This window comes from Pseudoalteromonas phenolica (assembly GCF_005886345.1).
Taxonomy (GTDB): Bacteria; Pseudomonadota; Gammaproteobacteria; order Enterobacterales; family Alteromonadaceae; genus Pseudoalteromonas; species Pseudoalteromonas phenolica_A.
In genome coordinates this window covers 39,717-59,166 of the sequence record NZ_PNEC01000002.1, presented here as the reverse complement: position 1 = coordinate 59,166, position 19,450 = coordinate 39,717, and the positions used below count along the sequence as shown (strand labels likewise).

At 43.9% G+C, this 19,450-nt stretch carries 20 protein-coding genes; 19 read left to right on the top strand and 1 reads right to left on the bottom strand.

Annotated elements, in window-relative coordinates; genetic code table 11:
• Positions 1–65 precede the first annotated feature (65 nt).
• The 13 genes from neuC (at position 66) to CWB72_RS01155 (ending at position 11,876) form a co-directional block, all read left to right on the top strand.
• Positions 66–1,256, top strand: coding sequence for a UDP-N-acetylglucosamine 2-epimerase (gene neuC / locus CWB72_RS01215; RefSeq protein WP_138628642.1), 1,191 nt, complete (start codon positions 66–68; stop codon positions 1,254–1,256).
• Positions 1,256–2,284: an N-acetylneuraminate synthase gene (gene neuB / locus CWB72_RS01210; protein ID WP_138628640.1), complete on the top strand. Its 1,029-nt coding sequence runs from the start codon at positions 1,256–1,258 to the stop codon at positions 2,282–2,284. The genes neuC and neuB overlap by 1 nt, the downstream gene beginning before the upstream one ends.
• Before the next feature lie 12 nt (positions 2,285–2,296).
• Positions 2,297–3,286 carry a GNAT family N-acetyltransferase gene (locus CWB72_RS01205; protein ID WP_138628638.1) on the top strand — a complete coding sequence of 330 codons (990 nt, stop codon included), beginning with the start codon at positions 2,297–2,299 and terminating at the stop codon, positions 3,284–3,286.
• 6 nt (positions 3,287–3,292) lie between these two features.
• Positions 3,293–3,952 (top strand): class I SAM-dependent methyltransferase, encoded by a 660-nt coding sequence (locus tag CWB72_RS01200; protein WP_138628636.1) that lies wholly within the window; start codon positions 3,293–3,295, stop codon positions 3,950–3,952.
• A 13-nt stretch (positions 3,953–3,965) separates the two neighbouring features.
• On the top strand, positions 3,966–5,009 hold the full coding sequence (locus CWB72_RS01195) for a nucleotidyltransferase family protein (RefSeq protein WP_138628634.1): 1,044 nt from the start codon (positions 3,966–3,968) through the stop codon (positions 5,007–5,009).
• Between the two features lie 8 nt (positions 5,010–5,017).
• The gene (locus CWB72_RS01190; protein WP_171037193.1) at positions 5,018–6,007 is read left to right on the top strand and encodes a Gfo/Idh/MocA family protein; all 990 of its coding nucleotides are present in this window, start codon (positions 5,018–5,020) and stop codon (positions 6,005–6,007) included.
• Complete coding sequence (locus CWB72_RS01185) at positions 6,000–6,701, top strand: cytidylyltransferase domain-containing protein (RefSeq protein WP_138628630.1); 702 nt, start codon at positions 6,000–6,002, stop codon at positions 6,699–6,701. Before CWB72_RS01190 ends, CWB72_RS01185 begins: the two co-directional genes overlap by 8 nt.
• Positions 6,698–7,516 (top strand): SDR family oxidoreductase, encoded by an 819-nt coding sequence (locus CWB72_RS01180; RefSeq protein WP_171037192.1) that lies wholly within the window; start codon positions 6,698–6,700, stop codon positions 7,514–7,516. Before CWB72_RS01185 ends, CWB72_RS01180 begins: the two co-directional genes overlap by 4 nt.
• 167 nt (positions 7,517–7,683) lie before the next feature.
• Complete coding sequence (locus CWB72_RS01175) at positions 7,684–8,469, top strand: flagellin (protein ID WP_138628627.1); 786 nt, start codon at positions 7,684–7,686, stop codon at positions 8,467–8,469.
• Positions 8,470–8,632: 163 nt separating this feature from the next.
• The gene (locus tag CWB72_RS01170; RefSeq protein ID WP_138628626.1) at positions 8,633–10,075 is read left to right on the top strand and encodes a sigma-54 dependent transcriptional regulator; all 1,443 of its coding nucleotides are present in this window, start codon (positions 8,633–8,635) and stop codon (positions 10,073–10,075) included.
• A gap of 3 nt (positions 10,076–10,078) precedes the next feature.
• Entirely contained in the window at positions 10,079–10,912 is an 834-nt protein-coding gene (locus CWB72_RS01165; protein ID WP_138628624.1) for an alpha/beta hydrolase, read from the top strand.
• 65 nt (positions 10,913–10,977) lie between these two features.
• Complete coding sequence (locus CWB72_RS01160) at positions 10,978–11,502, top strand: RNA polymerase sigma factor (RefSeq protein WP_138628623.1); 525 nt, start codon at positions 10,978–10,980, stop codon at positions 11,500–11,502.
• A 2-nt stretch (positions 11,503–11,504) separates the two neighbouring features.
• Positions 11,505–11,876, top strand: a complete 372-nt coding sequence (locus tag CWB72_RS01155; protein WP_138628621.1) for a DUF6768 family protein — start codon at positions 11,505–11,507, stop codon at positions 11,874–11,876.
• Positions 11,877–11,955: 79 nt separating this feature from the next.
• On the opposite strand, the gene CWB72_RS01150 is transcribed toward CWB72_RS01155, so the two are convergent.
• Positions 11,956–12,549: a DNA-3-methyladenine glycosylase I gene (locus CWB72_RS01150; protein WP_138628619.1), complete on the bottom strand. Its 594-nt coding sequence runs from the start codon at positions 12,547–12,549 to the stop codon at positions 11,956–11,958.
• A gap of 231 nt (positions 12,550–12,780) precedes the next feature.
• On the opposite strand from CWB72_RS01150, the gene CWB72_RS01145 reads away from it, so the two are divergent.
• From CWB72_RS01145 to fliH, 6 genes are all read left to right on the top strand, one after another.
• Positions 12,781–13,917 (top strand): sensor histidine kinase, encoded by a 1,137-nt coding sequence (locus CWB72_RS01145; protein ID WP_138628617.1) that lies wholly within the window; start codon positions 12,781–12,783, stop codon positions 13,915–13,917.
• Positions 13,914–15,323 carry a sigma-54-dependent transcriptional regulator gene (locus CWB72_RS01140; protein ID WP_138628615.1) on the top strand — a complete coding sequence of 470 codons (1,410 nt, stop codon included), beginning with the start codon at positions 13,914–13,916 and terminating at the stop codon, positions 15,321–15,323. Before CWB72_RS01145 ends, CWB72_RS01140 begins: the two co-directional genes overlap by 4 nt.
• Before the next feature lie 199 nt (positions 15,324–15,522).
• Entirely contained in the window at positions 15,523–15,861 is a 339-nt protein-coding gene (gene fliE / locus CWB72_RS01135; RefSeq protein WP_138566509.1) for a flagellar hook-basal body complex protein FliE, read from the top strand.
• A 21-nt stretch (positions 15,862–15,882) separates the two neighbouring features.
• Positions 15,883–17,589 (top strand): flagellar basal-body MS-ring/collar protein FliF, encoded by a 1,707-nt coding sequence (gene fliF, locus CWB72_RS01130; RefSeq protein WP_138628613.1) that lies wholly within the window; start codon positions 15,883–15,885, stop codon positions 17,587–17,589.
• The gene (gene fliG / locus CWB72_RS01125; protein ID WP_058029196.1) at positions 17,582–18,625 is read left to right on the top strand and encodes a flagellar motor switch protein FliG; all 1,044 of its coding nucleotides are present in this window, start codon (positions 17,582–17,584) and stop codon (positions 18,623–18,625) included. The genes fliF and fliG overlap by 8 nt, the downstream gene beginning before the upstream one ends.
• A 3-nt stretch (positions 18,626–18,628) precedes the next feature.
• A complete protein-coding gene (gene fliH / locus CWB72_RS01120) occupies positions 18,629–19,444 on the top strand; it encodes a flagellar assembly protein FliH (RefSeq protein WP_138628611.1) in 816 nt (271 codons plus the stop codon).
• Positions 19,445–19,450 lie beyond the last annotated feature (6 nt).

Sequence of the window (19,450 nt, the reverse complement as noted above, 5' to 3'; positions counted from 1 at the left end):
TTTTGGTCTTAGCGCAAATCTGTTAGAATAGATAAATAATTAAAAAAATTGGATTTATGTAAGCCATGACAATTAAGCCGCCAACGCAGCTTCCGACAATCATGCTGATCACCAGCTCCCGAGCCGAGTTTGGCGTACTTTACTGGTTGATAAAAGCGTTACACACATCTGAACACTTCAATTTTGAGTTGGTTGTAACGGGTAATCACCTGGTGCCCGAGCAGGGTTATACGCTCAACGAAATCGAAGGTGAGGCAATCGAAATCACTGAGTGTGTCGATATTATGCTTGCCGGCAGCAGTCGCTGTGCGAAGGCAAAATCATCGGCCCTGGGTATGATGAGCTTTGCAGATGTGTTTGCGCGTCGCGAACCGGATTTGGTAATGGTCATGGGTGACCGATATGAACTACTGGGCATAGTGTCGGCAGCTGCGCTGATGTCTATTCCCGTGTCTCACTTCTCAGGTGGAGAAATCACCGAAGGGGTTATTGATGACACTGTTCGCCATACCCTGACCAAGATGTCGCAACTGCACTTTGTTTCTAACGAATCGCACCGCAACCGGGTGATCCAGTTAGGCGAGCCGCCCTCAACGGTGTTTAATGTTGGTGAGCCAGGGTTAGAAAATATACGCCGTTGCAGTACTTTGTCACAAACAGAGCTGGCAGAAAGCCTTGGTTTTTCATTAGACAGCCCCTTTATCCTCTTTACTTTTCACCCGGTGCCTAAAGATGGAGCGCTGACAGGTAAACAGCAATTGACCGAGGTCTTATCTGCGCTTGATGCGCTGATGGCGACTTACAAGGTCATCATTACATTTCCAAACAATGATGAGGCCGGAGAAGCCTTTATTCCTTTGCTCAGTGCGTTCAGGCAACAACATAGCGAGCGCGTATGTTTAATTGCATCACTAGGGTTTAAACGTTATCTGTCAGCACTTAAACATTGTGCGATGGTGTTCGGAAATTCTTCAAGTGGACTGATAGAGGCGCCATCGTTTGGTAAGCCCACCATCAATATTGGTAACCGGCAAGCGGGCCGCACACGCGGTGTTAATGTTATTGACGTTGAGGTCGATAAAAAAGCCATACTGAATGCAGTAGATAAGGCATCAGATGCACAGTTTCTGACGCATCTGAGCCGTGAGATGAACCCTTATGGTGATGGTCACACGGTCGATAAAGTCCTTGAAGTATTGAAAAAAGTACAATGGCCGATTAACTGCCGAAAAAAATTTTATGATATAGGTGCATAATGCAATACGAATCCGTTTTTATCATCGCTGAGGTGGGCGTTAATCACAATGGCAGCCTCGAATTAGCAAAAAAGCTGATCGACGTGGCTGTTGAAACCGGCGCTGATGCTGTCAAATTCCAGACTTTTATTACCGAAGAAGAGTTGGTGAAAAGCACGCCCAAAGCGGCTTATCAGCAACAAACCACATGTGCTGAAGAAACGCAGTTCGAGATGGTTAAAAAGCTTGAGCTGAATAAACAGCAGCACATTGAACTGATCCAGTATTGCCAACAGCACGATATTGAGTTTATGTCATCTCCGTTTGACTTAATCAGCGTCAATTTATTGAATGAGTTGGATGTGAAGCGGATCAAGATCCCTTCGGGAGAGATCACCAATGTTCCATTCCTCAGAGCAATAGCCGCTCTAAACAAGCCAGTCATTCTATCTACTGGAATGGCCTACCTGGCAGAGGTTGAATTTGCGCTCTCTCATCTTAAAGCTGGTGGACTGGATGAGCAGCAGATTGCGATACTGCATTGTACGTCCGAATACCCGGCTGCAATGGAGCTAGTGAACCTCAATGCAATGACAACATTAAAGCAACAGTTTGGTCTGCCTGTGGGGTATTCAGATCATACGCTTGGCGCTGAAGTCGCGCTGGCCAGTGTGGCACTGGGGGGAAAGATCATTGAAAAACACATCACCTTAGATAACTCCATGCCCGGACCGGATCATGCGGCATCATCTGAGCCTGCACAGTTTAAAGAAATGGTCAGGCAAATCCGAAACGTTGAGGTGGCACTTGGCAGCGACATAAAACAGCCGACGGCACCAGAGCTGGCGACAAAGGGTGTGGTGAGAAAAAAAATCGTCGCGAGACATAGTATTCGACAAGGTGAGCAACTAACTGCTGAAAACCTAACAACTAAACGCTCGCCAAAGGGGGTGGGGGCAGAGCATTGGTTTGAGGTAATAGGCGGTATTGCAAGCCAGGATTATGATCCTGATATGCCGGTCGAGATCGGCTCAGATACCCTGAGCTGAGCCGCTGCCGTCATGTTTGTTGACTTAAGTTCCGCACAAGCCTGGTTTGATACGCTAGGCCAGGATAAGCAATACCCAACCGCCTCACCCGAGTATATTCAGTTAGAGGCAATGCAATCCAGCGCTCGTAGGGCGGTGTTTTACTTATGTGTAGAACAGGCTGAGTTTTACTATCTGGCAGGGTATCTTACACACACTGAGCAAGGCTTGATTGACTTTGAAACGCCACGGGGATATGGCGGTGTGATCACCAATGTTACGGATCCTAAAAAACTGGCTCACTTGGGCCAGGCGTGCACCAGTGACTTTGCGAAGCGAGGCGTATTATGTGGCTTTATTCGCACAATTCCAGCATTGCAAAATCATTGTCAGATGCCGGGAGACAGTTGGTTTGACAGGCGCACAGTGGCGATTGATTTAGCCGTACCAGATCTGTTGGACAGCTATCAGACCAGAGCAAGAACGGCTATCCGTAAGTCACGCAAGGAGTATGTTTGTGTCAAACAAGCTACGTCTTTGCAGGAGTGGTTAGCGTTTTTTGAACTGTACCAAAGGCGTATGTCGGAGCTAAATGCCACACAGGAGTATTTGTATGACAGTGATTACTTTACAGCCTTGTCAGATTCAGCGCTGGCGACACTGTATTTGGCATACCGGGATGGCCAGGTGCTGGCGGGATGTATTGTATTACAGGCTGGATCTTTTGCGGAATATCACTTATCGGCATCCACAAAAGATGGTATGAAATATGCATGTACTCAGGCATGTGTTCATTTTGCGGCACAAGCCTGTCAGACGCGCGGGGTTAAGCTGATGCACTTGGGTGGTGGTCTGAGTAATGATGAAAAAGATCCCCTGTTCTTTTTTAAAGCGGGTTTTTCTGAACTTCATCTGGACTTCAACATCAGTCGATGGATCTTTGACTCTGCTGCATATGAAGCGCTGAGGGCACAGTATCAAGCTGCGGGAAAACTCGCTGACAGAGTAATATTTTATAGGTGAATGGCTATGGCATGGGATGATGTATGGGAACGCGTTTTTACTTCACAAGAATGGGGTAAGTACCCCGGAGAAGATGTGATCCGCTTTATTGCGAGAAATTTCTACCAGCTTGAAGATAGGCGGTCGGTTAAAATTTTGGAAATCGGCAGTGGGCCTGGTGCAAACTTATGGTTTCTGGCACGCGAAGGGTTTGATGTTTATGCAATTGAAGGCTCCCCCTCGGGTGTTGAGCAGGCCAAGGCACGCCTTGATAAGGAGCTACCAGGCTGGCGTGGTGAAGTTTTGTGTGGTGACTTTAGCTCGTTGCCATACGATAGCGAGACCTTTGATGCGGTAATTGATGTTGAGGCGGTGACCTGCAACCCATTTGCTGAGTCAGTGGCGATATATAAAGAAGTACACCGAGTGCTAAAGCCCGGTGGAAAGCTGTATTCAAGAACATTTGCTAAAGGCACGCTCGGCGATGAAACCGGCGAGAAGACAAGTCATAACTGTTACCTGACGGATACCGGGCCGATGGCAGGCAAAGGGCCCACTCGGTTTACGGCTGATGACGAAATCGCGCAGTTATTAGCGCCGTTCTCCAGTTTCAGTTTCGGCGAATTGGCCCGCAGTGAAGATCAAGTGTTAATTACCAAAGAATGGTGTATGACTGCGGTTAAATAAAGAGGTACCCATTATGAACGAACCCTGGACCGATTCGCTGCTACCGTTGCCGGCAACGATGCAAGATGCAATCACAACGCTTAATGAGTCGTCAATCAAACTCGTCTGCTTGACCAATGCACAGGCGCAGCTGGTAGGAGTGATCACGGACGGGGACATTCGCCGCGCTATCGTGGCGGGTAAGGAATTGAGTACACCCGTGACGGACTTTATGTGTACCACTCCGGTTACTTTTAGTCCACAAGACAGCCGCATCGCCCGCAAAAAAGCCTTTGAACATCACAAATTGCTTTATATCCCGGTTTTGGATGCGGAAAATAAAGTCATCAATATTGAGGTCTCTCAGTCGTTATCTGTGTTGACACAAAGTAACACGGTATTTCTGATGGCGGGTGGTTATGGCACCCGGCTAAGGCCCTTAACGGAAGAGTGTCCCAAGCCATTACTTAAGGTAGGGACAAAACCTATTCTGGAAACTATCATAGAGAGTTTTGTGAATTACGGGTTTCAGGAGTTTAAGGTCTCGGTGCATTACCTTGCAGAGCAAATAAAAGACTACTTTAAGGATGGTAGCCAGTTTGGGGTAGATATTGGCTATGTAGAAGAGTCTAAACCGCTGGGAACAGCAGGTGCATTGAGCTTGATACCTGCGCAGACCGATCCTTTGATTCTAATGAACGGTGACTTACTGACCAAAGTCGATTTTAAGGAGCTTCTGGCTTATCATCTTAGCGAGCAAGCACAGATTACTATGTGCGTGCGGGAATATGAATATCAGGTTCCCTATGGTGTGATCAATGCGCAAGATAATCAGGTAAAAGAGATTGTCGAAAAACCCATCGAGAAATATTTTGTCAATGCAGGGATCTACGTCATTTCGCCCGAGGTCGTCAATGCACTGGCCAAAGGCAGTCACAAAGATATGCCTGACCTCATCAATGAATGCCTCGCGAAACAAGAGAAAGTCGCGATGTTCCCAATTCATGAATACTGGCTCGATATTGGACGAATGGCTGATTTCGAGCGAGCTCAGATTGACTTTTTACATAACTTCTAGGCGTTATTTTGAAGGTACTCGTTTCTGGATATGGCAATATTGCAAAGCGACATATCAATAACTTAATATTGCTGGCCGACATCACACACTTAGTTGTGGTGCGTCGTTCAGCCGCACAACTGGACGAGCAGTACAGTTTTCCCGTGACAGTATATAGCGCTCTGGATGAGGCGCTGTCTGCTCATACGTTTGATATTGCATTTATCTGCTCTCCGGCACCGCAGCATGCCCCTCAGGCTTTGCGGTTATTTGAACTTGGTATCCCCTGTTTTTTGGAAAAGCCGCTCTGTCAGACGCAGCAGCAGGCGCAAGCTTTATTGGCGCAGCATAAGCATCACCCTGTCCCAGTCATGCTGGGATATGATCTGCGCTTTACTCAGGGGTATGCACAGCTAAAAAGCTTACTTCAGCAGCTTAATTTGGGCACAATCTGGCGTATTTCTGCCGGTGTCGGTCAGTATCTGCCCGACTGGCGACCGGGAAAACCCTACCAATCTTGCGTATCGGCACGCAAGTCCCTGGGTGGCGGCGTGCTCAGAGAGCTTAGCCACGAATTAGATTACCTGATTGGCTTGTTCGGGATTAAGCTCAATAAGGTCGGTGTATTGAAAACGGTTCATCCGAGTCTGGAGATGGACTGTGAGAATGAGGTTCAGATCCTGGCCACGGCGACGATTGATGGCCAGCAGGAACAAGTCAGTACCCATGTCAGCCTGGATATGTTGTCAAGAAAAGCGTTCAGGACACTGAAAGTGAGTGGTACCGAAGGGGAACTGGTGTGGGATGCTATCGCACAAACGCTCCTTATTCATAACGGGGTTGAGGAGCGTATTGTGGGGGTATTCGAAGAGGGCAATCAGCCCTACATCAGAATGATGCAAGTATTTCTCGATAAAATTGCACACTGGCAATGCGATGATGCAGAGCTCCGTCAGGGGATTGCAGTGCAGTCAATGATCGAGCAGATCGAGCAGGAGGACTTACAAATTCATGGCTAAGATTTTTGCAGTTACATTCGCGCGAGCGGGATCCAAAGGCATTATTAAAAAAAATATTAAGCCATTAAATGGAAAACCCTTACTTGCTTATAGCATTGAATTGGCACACCAGCTTTCACAGGTCGAGGGCGTATATGTGTCAACGGACGGTGATGACATCGCACAGGTTGCCACTACTAATGGGGCTCAGGTGATCACGCGCCCTGAAGCGCTTGCCAGCGATCAGGCCAATGAGTGGCTTGCCTGGCAGCATGCTGTGGAGTATCTGCAGGCCCATTGCAACATGCAAGATGATGACTTGTTTCTGAGTTTACCGTGCACTGCACCGCTGCGTGCCCGCGAGGATATCGAACGATTGGTAAGCCAGTTTCATGAATCGACTTGCGATTTGGCACTGTGTGTGACTGAGTCAGCAAGAAACCCTTATTTTAATATGGTGCGCCTTGATGATGACGGACTGACATCACTGGTGTGCGATGCAGGCCAGTTCCATCGCAGACAGGACGTGCCCTCAGTATATGACGTGACAACGGTCGGTTATTTGACGACGGCACGGTTTGTTTTAACAGCAACTGGGGTGTTATCAGGCAGTACATTAGGTGTGGTAATACCCAGATCGCATAGCATTGATATTGACGATCAACTTGATTTTGAATTTGCTGAACTATTAATAAAAAAATGGGAGCAAGCATGAGGACGATTGCGCAGCTGCAGGATATGCAGCACACCTGGACACTCATTACCGGCGGAGCAGGTCATGTTGGCAGAACGGCGGCTGAAACGATTCTGGAACTGGGGGGCAAGGTGATCTTGGCAGATCGCCACTCTGAGGCCCTGAATGCGGCAATAGAAGGGCAGTTCAAAGATGCTTATGCACAAAAGCGGATTGCCATCATGAGCGTAGATTTGGCTCAGAGCAGCGACATCAGTGAGATGATGCGTGAAGTAGGGACTATTACAGGAGGCACGCTGAATTGTTTGATCAACAACGCAGCGTTTGTTGGTACAGATAATCTCACCGGCTGGTGCGTGCCTTTTGCGCAGCAATCTTTGGAAACTTTTAAGGCATGTATTGATGTTAACCTAACGGCCCCATTCCAGATCAGCCAGCAAGCGTGTCAGCTGATGGCGAGGTCGGAACATATGGTAAAGACCATCATTAATATTTCTTCGATATACGGCGTTGTCGGACCGCAAATGGACCTCTATGCCGGCACTGATATGGGTAATCCTGCAGCTTATGCCGTCAGTAAAGCGGGCCTAATGCAGCTTACCCGCTGGATGGCACCTGTTGTGGCGCCTCAGATCCGGGTTAACACCCTTTTACTGGGTGGTATTGAAAGAGGTCAGCCCGAATCGTTTAGCAAAAAATATAATAGTAAGGTACCGCTTGACCGGATGGCGACAGAAGAAGACGTAAAAGGTGCCATTGCCTACCTTGCCAGCCAGCTGTCTAACTATATGACAGGACAAACATTAAGCCTGGATGGAGGCTGGACAGCCGTATAGCACTCAGTATCAAGCCAAACTCACTGAGTTGCTCCCCGGCACAGGAGCTTTACACTATGTGCAGTTGGTGGTCGAAAATCAACCGCCAACTGCGTTATAAAGCCTTTAAGATTTGTGCGTATCATCATATACTGACACAGGTATGATACGAGCGGGAGTGTGCTAGTATGAAAATCGGAGCAACAAATTTTCCATCTACAACGCAAACTGAGTCAGTTTCGAATAAACTAAATAACCAGCTTGCGAGTGGTAAACGAGTCACATCGGCGACAGATGACGCCGTCGCGCTGCAAATTATTAATCGTCTGACATCACAGCAGGAAGGTTATAACCAGTCTATTCGTAATGCCTACGATGGTATCTCATTCTCTCAAACGACCGATTCTGCGCTATCTGGTGTTAACGATGCGGTATCGCGGATCCGGGAACTCTCTATCCAGGCGGGTAATGGCGCACTGACAGATTCAGACAGACAAGCCTTGCAGGACGAAGTCTCTCAGCTTCAGTCGCAGATCACCGACACTTTTGAAAACACCACCTTTGGTGGTACACAATTATTCGATGGGGAGTCACGCAGCTTTCAAATTGGCCCTGATGCCAACACTACTCAATCACTTGAGCAAACCGATGGCAGTTTTGCTAATGTAATTCTGAGTGTAGATATCTCTACTCAAGCAGGGGCTCAAGCTGCTATTACTGCTGCGGATGATGTATCAGAAAGTCTTAATAGTCAGCGAGCTGAATTTGGTGCATTTGAGAATACCTTAAGCAGCACTATACGTAGCCTTGGCACACAGCAATCAAACATCGCAGAAAGTCAAAGTCGTATTCAAGATACGGATTATGCTCAGGCAGCATCGCAACAAATTGCCAATGATATCTTGTCTCAAGCATCGATTGCTTTACGCGGGCAAGCTAATCAATCAGCATCTTCAGTTTTAGGTCTTCTCTAACTCTTTGATGTGTATATCAATACAAAAGTATTGATATACCTCATACTGAGTGGCATTTTTTTGGCGATAGAGTCAAAAACTTGCCACTTAGGTATTGCATCCCTGACACACTCCCTTACAATCTTTTATTAAGTCACATTGATAGAAGCATTGGACTCCTTAAATGGTTTTAATCTTAGATAACAATAATAATCGCGCGAATGGTTTATCAGCTGCTCTTAACTTTGTAGGGCAACCTGCGCAAATGGTTTCTGAAAGTGATTTTCAGAAAGAGATGTCTAAGACTAAAGATGCCATAGTCGTCCTTGGTGCGCTTGCAGAGCTTGATCACGAACAAGTCATTAAAGCCTCTCCTGCGACTCCATTTTTGTTAATAGGCGAAACGCTCAAACCACTTTTAGATCTCGCTAACGTCATTGGTTTAATCTCAGAGCCCTTTATTCATGATGTAACCATGCAATTATTGCATGATGCTCAGCAATACCTTCGAATGCTACCAAATAAAGCTGATGCCACAGCGGGCAAGAGTTTCGATGGTTTAGTGGGTGAAACTGAAGCGGTTAAGCAAGTTCGTTTTTTAATTTCACAAGTTGCGAAAACTGATGCCAATGTATTGATTTTAGGTGAATCAGGCACAGGTAAAGAAGTCGTTGCACGAAATGTTCACCTTTTATCTAAAAGAAGCTCAGGGCCATTTGTGCCGGTTAACTGTGGTGCTATTCCTGGTGACTTATTAGAGAGCGAATTATTTGGTCATGAAAAGGGGGCTTTCACAGGGGCGATTTCTGCACGAAAAGGCCGTTTTGAACTCGCTCAAGGCGGCACCTTATTCCTAGACGAAATTGGTGATATGCCATTGCAAATGCAGGTGAAGCTGCTTCGAGTGTTACAAGAGCGCAGTTATGAGCGAGTGGGGGGCACAAAAGCAATTCAAGCAGATGTTCGAATCATAGCAGCGACTCACAGAAATTTAGAGATCATGATAGAAGACGGTAAGTTTCGTGAAGATTTATTTTACCGTTTAAATGTTTTCCCAATCGAAAACCCTTCTTTGCATGAGCGCGCAGATGATATTCCACTGCTATTAAATGAGCTTATGCGCCGCGTGCATGAGCAAAGTGGTAGCACAGCTAAATTTACAGAGCGTGCAATTGAGAGTCTCAAAGCCCACCCTTGGCCTGGCAACATTCGAGAGTTGGCTAACCTTGTTGAACGTATGGTGATTATGTTCCCTGAAAAGGTGGTCGACGTCACTGATTTGCCGACTAAGTATCGACATATTGAAGTTGAAGCGTTTGAACCTGAGTACCCTGAAGAACTACTTGAAAAAGATGCGTTTAACGAGCTATTTAGTAGTGGCTTTAGCGACTATGAGGAAGAGTCGGTTGAATTTGATTCTGGGTTCGATGACTCTGCAAATCAGTTTGGTCTGTTGCCAGATGAAGGCATTGAACTAAAAGAGTACTTGGCTGAATTAGAAGTGAGTTTAATTACGCAAGCTTTAGAGCGAAATGACTATGTAGTGGCTCGAGCGGCCGAAATACTGGGTGTACGTCGTACAACACTGGTAGAAAAAATGAAAAAGTATAATTTGAATAAAGACTAAAAAATGAAAATTAGAGCAGGGTTTAAATTTATATGCGTCTTGCTCTTTATTATTACTGCAATAGCAACTTTATTTTTGATGGTGCTTAGATTCAATTTAGACGCACTTATTCAACCCCCAATTGATTTCCTTAAACCAACGCAAAGTGTTTTTTATCGTTATAAGTCAGCAGAATTAGATGAGTTGACACTGCGCCGATATGTTAAAGATAAACAATCTTGTGTGATTTTCTTTCCGGGTCGCTCAGGGGCAGTTGCAAGCTATGAAAAATCTCTTTTCCCCTTATTTACAGAATCCGGACTACAAGTTTTTGCTCTTTCTTATCCAGGTCAGGATGGAAATTTAGGCAAATTAAAATTAGCTGTTTTATTAGAGCAAGTTGAGTATGCATTAGAGCATATTAGTCATTTTTGCTCGAAGAATACGACGGTGTTTGTTGGTCGATCTTTGGGGGCTACAGTGGCTGTTTTAGCTGCACAAAGGTGGCAACCCAAAGGCGTTTTGCTTGAAGGCGTTTCAGTAGATTTAGCTTCAGTGATTAGTGCAAAAGTAACAGTGCATAAGACCTTTCAAAACTTAATTTATTCATTTATAAAATACATCTTGCAGAATAACTTTGAAATTAACCGACCTCTACTGGACTATCTTAGCAAAGGTGGGAAAGGGAGCATCTTTCATGGTGAGCTGGATAGTGTGACACCTTTCTCTTCTTTGAAAAGCAGATTAATTCAGCACTCGAACTTAAAACTGTTCGTTGTAGAAGGTGCAAACCACAGTAATACTTATTTAAAAGCAAGACCTCATTACATAGAAATTTTAAAACAGTCAGTAAATTAATTATTTTTTACGTAACCTTTTACACGTGAGCTGCGTCTTGTAATAAACACAGATTTTGAGATGTGATGAATTCAACAGAATTAACTTTAAAAGTCTTGGATGCTCAAAGCGGGTGTAAAAAGTCGTTTGCTTATATTTGTGAGAATTATTACAAACCAAGCTTTCGTTTTGCAATGAAGCTCAGTAAGCACCCAGATCTTGCGAAAGACATTACACAAGAAGCTTGGACGACGGTCGCGAAAGATATTAAGTCTTTAAAAGAACCGAGTGTATTTAAGGCATGGCTGTTTAGGATTATTTATCGCCGTTTTATTGATACGCAGCGCAAACATAAGCTTCAATCACTCGAAGATAGTGCAGTCCCAGAGCCTTATCAAGAAGAGGAAAATGAAGAGTTAGATATCAGCAGGTATATCAACCAATTGCCTGAGAATGAAAGATATACCCTGTACTTATTCTATTTTGAGCAAATGAGTTTAAGTGAGATAGCTGTAGTCAGTAATGTGGCAGTAGGAACGGTTAAGTCTCGTCTATTTAGAGCGCGCGCACAGCTGTCGATTTGGTTAAATGAAGACGAGGTGAGGAAATAGAGATGAAATTAGGTGATAAAATTAAAGCAAGTTTAAATGCTGAACAGCAGCAGTTAGACAAAGTGATCAGTACAGATGATGGACTATTTGAGCGTATCACAGGAGTTTATCAGGGCAGCATGCGTTGGTGGGTGATGTTAAGTTCTGTAATAGCGCTGTTTTTAACGGCTGGATTTATTTATGCTGGTTTCCAATTCTATATAGCTGACAATGTCTCAGATCAGGTATTTTGGGCAGTCTGGTTTGTTGTTGGATTGATGATACAGGTTGCAATTAAACTCTGGATCTTTATGGAAATGAATCGAGTTGCCCAACTAAAAGAGCTTAAGCGGACAGAGCTGGTAATTTTACAAGCGATTAAAAGGAGTGCCTAAGCTTAATATCAATTCTCAAATAAAGCGCTTGATTAAGAGGGGGATATAATTGGCCTTTTCAAGTTGAGTTTGAATTTGCTTAATCAAACTCAATTAGTTGATAAGAATCAATGACCTCTTGCTTTCGAAAGCAGGCGTTATCGTGATCGTTGACCATGCCACAAGCTTGCATATGCGCGTATACCGTGGTTGGGCCTAAAAATTTAAATCCGCGTTTTTTTAAATCTTTGGCAAACTTTTCACTGATCTCGCTGGTGGCTGGGTAATTGTCCCGGCTATGTATTTGATTCACTATGGGTGTATTGTTAACAAACTGCCATTGGTATTTCGCGAAGCTGCCAAACTCTTGCTGTATCTTTATAAATGCCTTGGCATTATTGATTGTTGCTGCAATTTTTAATTTATTGCGAACAATGCTTGGCTCAGTCATTAAACGTTCGATATCTTCATCTTTCATGGCTGCAACTTTATTGACATCGAAATTTTTGAAAGCAGCTCTGTAGCCGTCGCGCTTTTTCAAAATAGTGTACCAACTCAGTCCTGCTTGTGCAGATTCAAGGGTGATAAACTCGAATAGCTTTTGGTCGTCAAATACTGGGATGCCCCATTCTTCATCGTGATAAGCAACGTAATCTGGTTTTGTTTCGTCTAGCCAAAGGCAGCGTGTGCACATTTTTTGTATCCCTGTTGATTGATACCAATCATCAAAATAGATCACTTAATTAAGAGGTTTGTTACGAGTATAAAAAGAGTATATATAAAGCTGTATAAAAAAACAGTGTCAAAAATGTAACACTTAATAAATTGAGTTTAAATGCCAGGTTAATCATTGAAAGTAAATGGTTTTTAATTTTGGCATATAACCTGCTTTATTCGGTTAGTTTAAAGTTTTGAGATTAACGTTATGGCACTAGCACAATTAGCCCAGACATCACATTTATCTCCAGTAACGCCTCTAAGTCGTCGACCTGATTTAGAGTTCAACCCATGTTTACTGCAGGAGGCTTATGTGGGGGAATTAAGCGACTTACGTCAACAAGCAAGTTGGTTAAGTCACCTAGTTGATACTATGCCTGCTGGCGTTGTGGTACTCGATGGTCAGGGTATGATTGCCAAAGCAAATCAAATTGCCATTGACATGTTGGGTGAGCCGCTTGAAGGTGAAAAATGGTTTAATATCATTCAGCGCTCTTTTAGCCCACAACAAGATGATGGGCACGAAGTATCATTGCGAGATGGTCGTTTGATCAAGCTTGATATTACTGCACTTGCACCAGAGCCGGGTCAATTAATTTTAATGACCGACCTAACAGAGACTCGTCGTTTACAGAAACGTATGGCACACATGCAGCGTTTGAGCTCTCTAGGTAAAATGGTTGCATCGTTAGCGCACCAAGTTAGAACGCCACTTTCGGCAGCTATGCTGTATGCAGCCAATTTAGGTAGTAATAAAGTGCCTGAAGCATCCCGTTCACGTTTTCATGAAAAGCTGATATCTAGATTGAAAGATCTCGAATCGCAAGTGAATGATATGTTGTTGTTTGCAAAAAGTGGTGAGCAGCAAGTGATCGAAAAGGTGTCTATGCAGCAACTGCTTAGTGAAGTGAAAGCAGGTGCAGATGCCATGGTGGCGATGAATAGCAGTGAGCTTGCTGTGAATTTGCCTGAACCAGACATTGAAATTCTTGGCAATAAAACAGCGCTTGCCAGTGCCATCCAAAACTTAATTCACAACAGTATTCAAGTGATTGGCAAACATGCCCACATTACATTAAACGCAGCGCGTGATGAAGAGTCAGATAGAGTCAGAATTTCAGTGTCTGACAATGGCCCTGGTGTTGATTTAGCGCTGTCAGAAAAAATATTTGAACCTTTCTTTACCACAAAAAGCCAAGGCACAGGCCTAGGTTTAGCGGTTGTTAGCTCAGTAGCTAACTCACACAAAGGTAAAGTAGAAGTCACCAATAATGAGCAAGGCGGTGCGTGTTTTAGTTTATTACTGCCGATTTCATTTAGTACAGAGCAATTGGAGGTTGTATGAGTCATTCAATTTTAGTCGTTGAAGATGATGCAGGGTTAAGAGAAGCATTAATCGATACACTTCAACTTTCAGGTTTTGATACGGTTGAGGCGAGCTCTGCCGAAGAAGCGGTGATGCTTTTGAAAAAGCAAACCTTCTCTATTGTGGTCAGCGATGTGCAAATGGGCGCAATGAGTGGTTTGGATTTACTCAAAACCATTAAGCTTAATTACCCAGATTTGCCTGTGCTGATGATGACGGCTTATGCAACTATTGACGATGCAGTAGAGTCCATGCGTTTAGGTGCCATTGATTACATGGCAAAACCGTTCGCGCCAGAAGTACTTCTGAATATGGTTAGTCGCTATATGCCGGCAAAAGAAAAAGAAACAGAGGGCCCTGTGGTCGCTGATCCACAAAGTCTTCAATTACTTGAACTTGCCAATAAAGTCGCGAAATCTGATGCTAGCGTTATGGTGCTAGGGCCAAGTGGTTCGGGTAAAGAAGTATTAGCGCGATTCATTCATGATAAATCAGAGCGTAAAGATGAGGCCTTTGTCGCCATCAATTGTGCGGCTATTCCTGAAAATATGCTCGAAGCTACTTTGTTTGGGTATGAAAAGGGGGCATTCACAGGTGCTATTCAAGCGTGTCCGGGTAAATTCGAACAAGCTCAAAAAGGCACTATTTTGTTAGATGAAATTACCGAAATGGATTTAGGCTTGCAAGCCAAACTCCTTCGCGTGTTGCAAGAGCGAGAAGTAGAGCGTTTGGGTGGTAGAAAAACCATCGACTTAGATGTCAGAGTTTTGGCGACCAGTAACCGTGATCTTAAAGAGGCGGTGGCTGAAGGCAAGTTTAGAGAAGATTTATATTACCGCTTGAATGTTTTTCCTCTGATGTGGCTACCACTGAATGAGCGTCCGGGTGATATTGTAGTGTTAGCTGAGCATTTGTTAGCAAGGCATACCAGCAAAGCAGGTAAGCCAGCAGTGCAATTAAGCGATAGCGCAAAGCAAAAGTTATTATCACATTCTTGGCCTGGTAATGTTCGCGAGCTTGATAATGTGGTTCAACGTGCTTTGATCTTGCAGCAGGGCGATATTGTACATGGTGAAGATATTTTTATCGAAAACTATCAACCAAGCTTAGTAACTACAATAATAACGAATACGGAAGTGTCGCCACAAATCAATGTGGAGCAACAGGCGGGATATGATGAGCCTGTAATCAGTGACACTGAAAATTATGATGCTTCAAATTATAAAGCGACATTGCAAGATAAAGAGCATCAAATTATCTTAGATACGCTTCATAAGTGTAATGGTAAGCGAAAAGATGTTGCTGAAGTTCTTGGCATGAGCCCAAGAACCTTACGTTATAAACTCGCTAAAATGCGTGATATGGGGATCCCCTTACCTGCATAATTTTTCTACTCTAAAAGAGGCCAAAATCTTGGCCTCTTTTTAATACTAATCCTTAAAATAACTCACTTAATTAAGAGCATTGGTATTATTGTCAAAAAATCGACTCACATAAAAAATCTTAAAACACTGAAAATAAAGGTTTAATTTGTGGCACGCTTTGTGCTTTTACAGGTTATATGTTTTTATTGGAGTGGGTGTTATGAAAATCCAACCAAACTCTCTTTATCAAGAAATGCAGTCTCTTGCAGTAGAGGCAACGAGAAATACCATTAAAACCAATGAAGTTGCAGTACAAAAAACCGCAGCGACTTCTTCTGCGCAATTTGGCGATTTGCTATCTGACGCAATCAATACGGTAAATGGTTTACAAAAAGATGCTAAATCAAAAGCAACGGCGCTAGAGATGGGTGATAGAAGTGTTTCACTTGCAGAAGTCATGATAGCATCACAAAAATCATCAGTGGCTTTCGAAGCAACGGTACAAGTTAGAAATAAACTTGTAGAATCTTATAAAGAAATCATGAATATGCCAGTTTAATCTGGGTAGTGGAGTAGCACCGTGGCAACGAATCAATCAACCGATCTGACTTTAACCGATGGCACTGCTGGCGCTGGCTCTGAAGAGCAGCAAGAGCAAAAGTCGGGATATTTAAGCGCATTAAGTGGCGTTGATATGCTTCGCCAGGTGACTATTATTATTGCTTTAGCTATTTGTTTGGCCATTGCAATCGCGATTATCATTTGGGCGCGCCAACCTGATATGCGCCCACTGGGCCAGTATCCAACCGAAGAGCTAGTGCAAACTCTAGATTTTCTTGATGCGCAGAAAATTGAATATGAGCTTGACGGCAACACTATTATGGTTGCAGAAACCGATTACCAAACCATAAAACTACAAATGGCTCGCGATGGTTTCACGCAAGCGCCTAGCTCTGGCACAGATATATTAATGCAAGACATGGGCTTTGGTGTGAGTCAGCGCCTAGAGCGTGAGCGCCTCAAGCATAGTCGAGAACAGCAATTAGCTCGTACCATTGAAGAGCTGCAAGATATTAACCGTGCCAAAGTACTCTTAGCTATACCTAAAGAAAATGTATTTGCCCGTCGCGAGAAGAAGCCTTCGGCTACCGTGGTTATTACTTTAAAGCGTGGTAGAACGCTTGGCGGTGAAGAAGTTGATTCGATTGTAGATATCGTTGCTTCAGCTGTGCAAGGTTTAGAACCCGCACGTGTAACAGTAACAGATCAAAATGGTCGTCTGTTAAATTCAGGTTCGCAGGACTCACTGGCTGCACGCTCGCGTAAAGAATATGAAATTGAGCGCAAGCGTGAACAAGAATATTTAGAAAAGATTGATAGCATCCTTATTCCTGTTGTGGGCTTAGGTAAGTACACCGCGCAAGTAGACCTAACCATGGACTTTAGCGCAGTTGAAGAAACACAAAAACGCTATAACCCTGACTTACCTGCTGTACGAAGCGAAACCACTTTTGAAGAAAGTAACATCGGAGGTATTACCGCAGGAATTCCTGGTGCGTTATCAAATCAACCACCAGTAAATTCAAATATTCCAGAAATTGCGGGAGGCGCTAATGGTCAAGGTTCATCGCCTTCTCGTTCACAAAAAGAAGCCACTCGTAACTATGAATTAGATACAACTATCAGCCACAAGCGTCAGCAAACAGGCGTGATTCGTCGCATCAGCGTTTCAGTGGCAGTAGATTATCTGCCAAAAGCAGATGAAGAAGGCAATATGACAATGGCACCTCGTAGCCAAGAGGAGTTGATGAATATTCGTCGTCTACTTCAAGGTGGTGTGGGTTTTGACATGCAACGTGGTGATGCGTTAGAAGTTGTAACTGTCCCATTTGTACGTGAAGATATCATTGAGCAAGCTGATCTGCCGCTGTGGGAACAAGATTGGTTTATGAAAACAATCCGTCTTGCGCTTGGTGCCTTGGTTATTATTGTGCTTATACTGGCGGTTGTTCGTCCGATGCTGAAACGCCTAATTGACCCAGATGACACATTAGAGGACTTTGATGAAGACGCGTTAACAACCGGCGTAGACTTAGGTGATAGCACGTTAGATATGCTGAACAATGAGTTTGATTCATCAGCAGTTGGCTTCTCATCAGATGGTACTTTACAATTACCAGACTTACATGGCGACGAAGACTTACTGAAAGCAGTAAGAGCGCTTGTAGCCAATGAACCAGAATTATCATCACAAGTTGTGAAAGCGTGGTTAACTGAAGATGAGTAACGAAGAAGAACAAAAACAGCTCCCAGCAGCTTTTGATGTTGAGAAACTCGATGGGGTTGATAAAGCCGCTATCTTATTACTGAGCTTAACAGAAGAAGATGCTGCACAAATTTTAAAGCATCTTGAGCCAAAGCAAGTGCAAAAGGTTGGTATGGCTATGGCAGCCTTAGACGACCTTTCACAAGCTAAGATCAGTGCAGTTCACAACCTGTTTATTGAGCAAATACAAAGCTTTAGTACGATTGGTTTCCAATCTGAAGACTTCATTAAGAAAGCACTTACTGCAGCATTAGGTGAAGATAAAGCGGCAAGCCTAATTGACCAAATTGTCATGGGTTCTGGAGCGAAAGGTCTAGACTCATTGAAATGGATGGACTCAAAGCAAGTTGCCAATATTATTCGTAATGAACACCCGCAAATCCAAACCATTGTATTAAGTTACTTAGAGCCTGAGCAATCAGCCGAAATTTTGTCGCAATTCCCTGAAAAAGTCCGCCTAGATTTGACTATGCGTATTGCGAACTTAGAAGAAGTTCAGCCAGCCGCACTACAAGAGCTTAATGAGATCATGGAGAAACAATTCGCAGGTCAAGCTGGTGCGCAGGCTGCGAAAATGGGCGGCTTAAAAGCGGCTGCAGATATCATGAACTACCTAGACACCAATGTTGAAGGTCAGTTAATGGATTCAATCCGTGAGCATGACGAAGAGATGTCACAACAAATTCAAGATCTTATGTTTGTATTTGAGAACTTAATGGATGTAGAGGATCGCGGCATTCAAGCTATTCTGCGTGAAGTACAACAAGATGTATTGATGAAAGCAATTAAAGGTACGGACGATGCACTGAAAGACAAGATCTTAGCTAATATGTCTAAACGTGCAGCTGAGATGATGGCGGATGACCTTGAAGCAATGCCACCAGTGCGGATCAGTGAAGTAGAAGCCGCACAAAAAGAAATCTTATCTACAGCTCGTCGTCTTGCAGATTCAGGTGAGATTATGCTGGGTGGCGGTGGCGGTGAAGAGTTCTTGTAATCGATGAGTGATAAAAAGTTTTATAAAGGCAGGCCGGTTGAGGGTGATGCCATTGATGAGTTATTGAAAAGCTGGCCAATCCCAGATGTAAGTGAGGATCCAACTCAGTTTTCTGGACGTTCAACAGCGTTTGGCCAACCTCTCGAGCAAGTTTATCAAAAGCAACATACTCATGAAGATGAACCAGAAACGCAAGAGCCAGAAGAGTTCCCTACGTTAACACTCGAAGAATTAGAGCAGATAAGACAAGATGCTTATGAAGAAGGTATTAAACAAGGGCACGAACAAGGTTATATAGAAGGCTTTGAAAAAGGGGTGAACGATGGAAAGGAAGTGGGTTACAAAGAAGGAATAGAAATAGGGAAAGAGCAAGGGATTAATGATGCTAAGCCACTTGTTGATGAAAAACTACAAACCTTGAACAGCTTGGTTGATAGTATGGCACAACCACTAAAAAAAGTTGACGAAGCTGTTGAAAAGCAGCTTGTGCACCTCGCCAAATTATTGGCAGAGCAAGTGGTGTTCAAAGAGCTGCAAACAAATCCAGAGCTGATTTTAGTGTCATTAAAAAAAGCCATAGACGCACTTCCTATGATAGAGCAAGCGGTTAAAATTCATTTACACCCAGAAGATTTAGCCTTGGTTGAAGATGCCTATGGTGCAGAGCATATTAAGCAACAACACTGGTTATTAGTACCAGAGCCGACTTTAGATAGAGGGGGTTGTGAAGTAAAAACGGCGCAATCTTCAATAGATATGACACTTAAAACACGATTAAACGAAATTATGGAGAAGTTTTTGCATGATAGTGGTATCTAATACCAG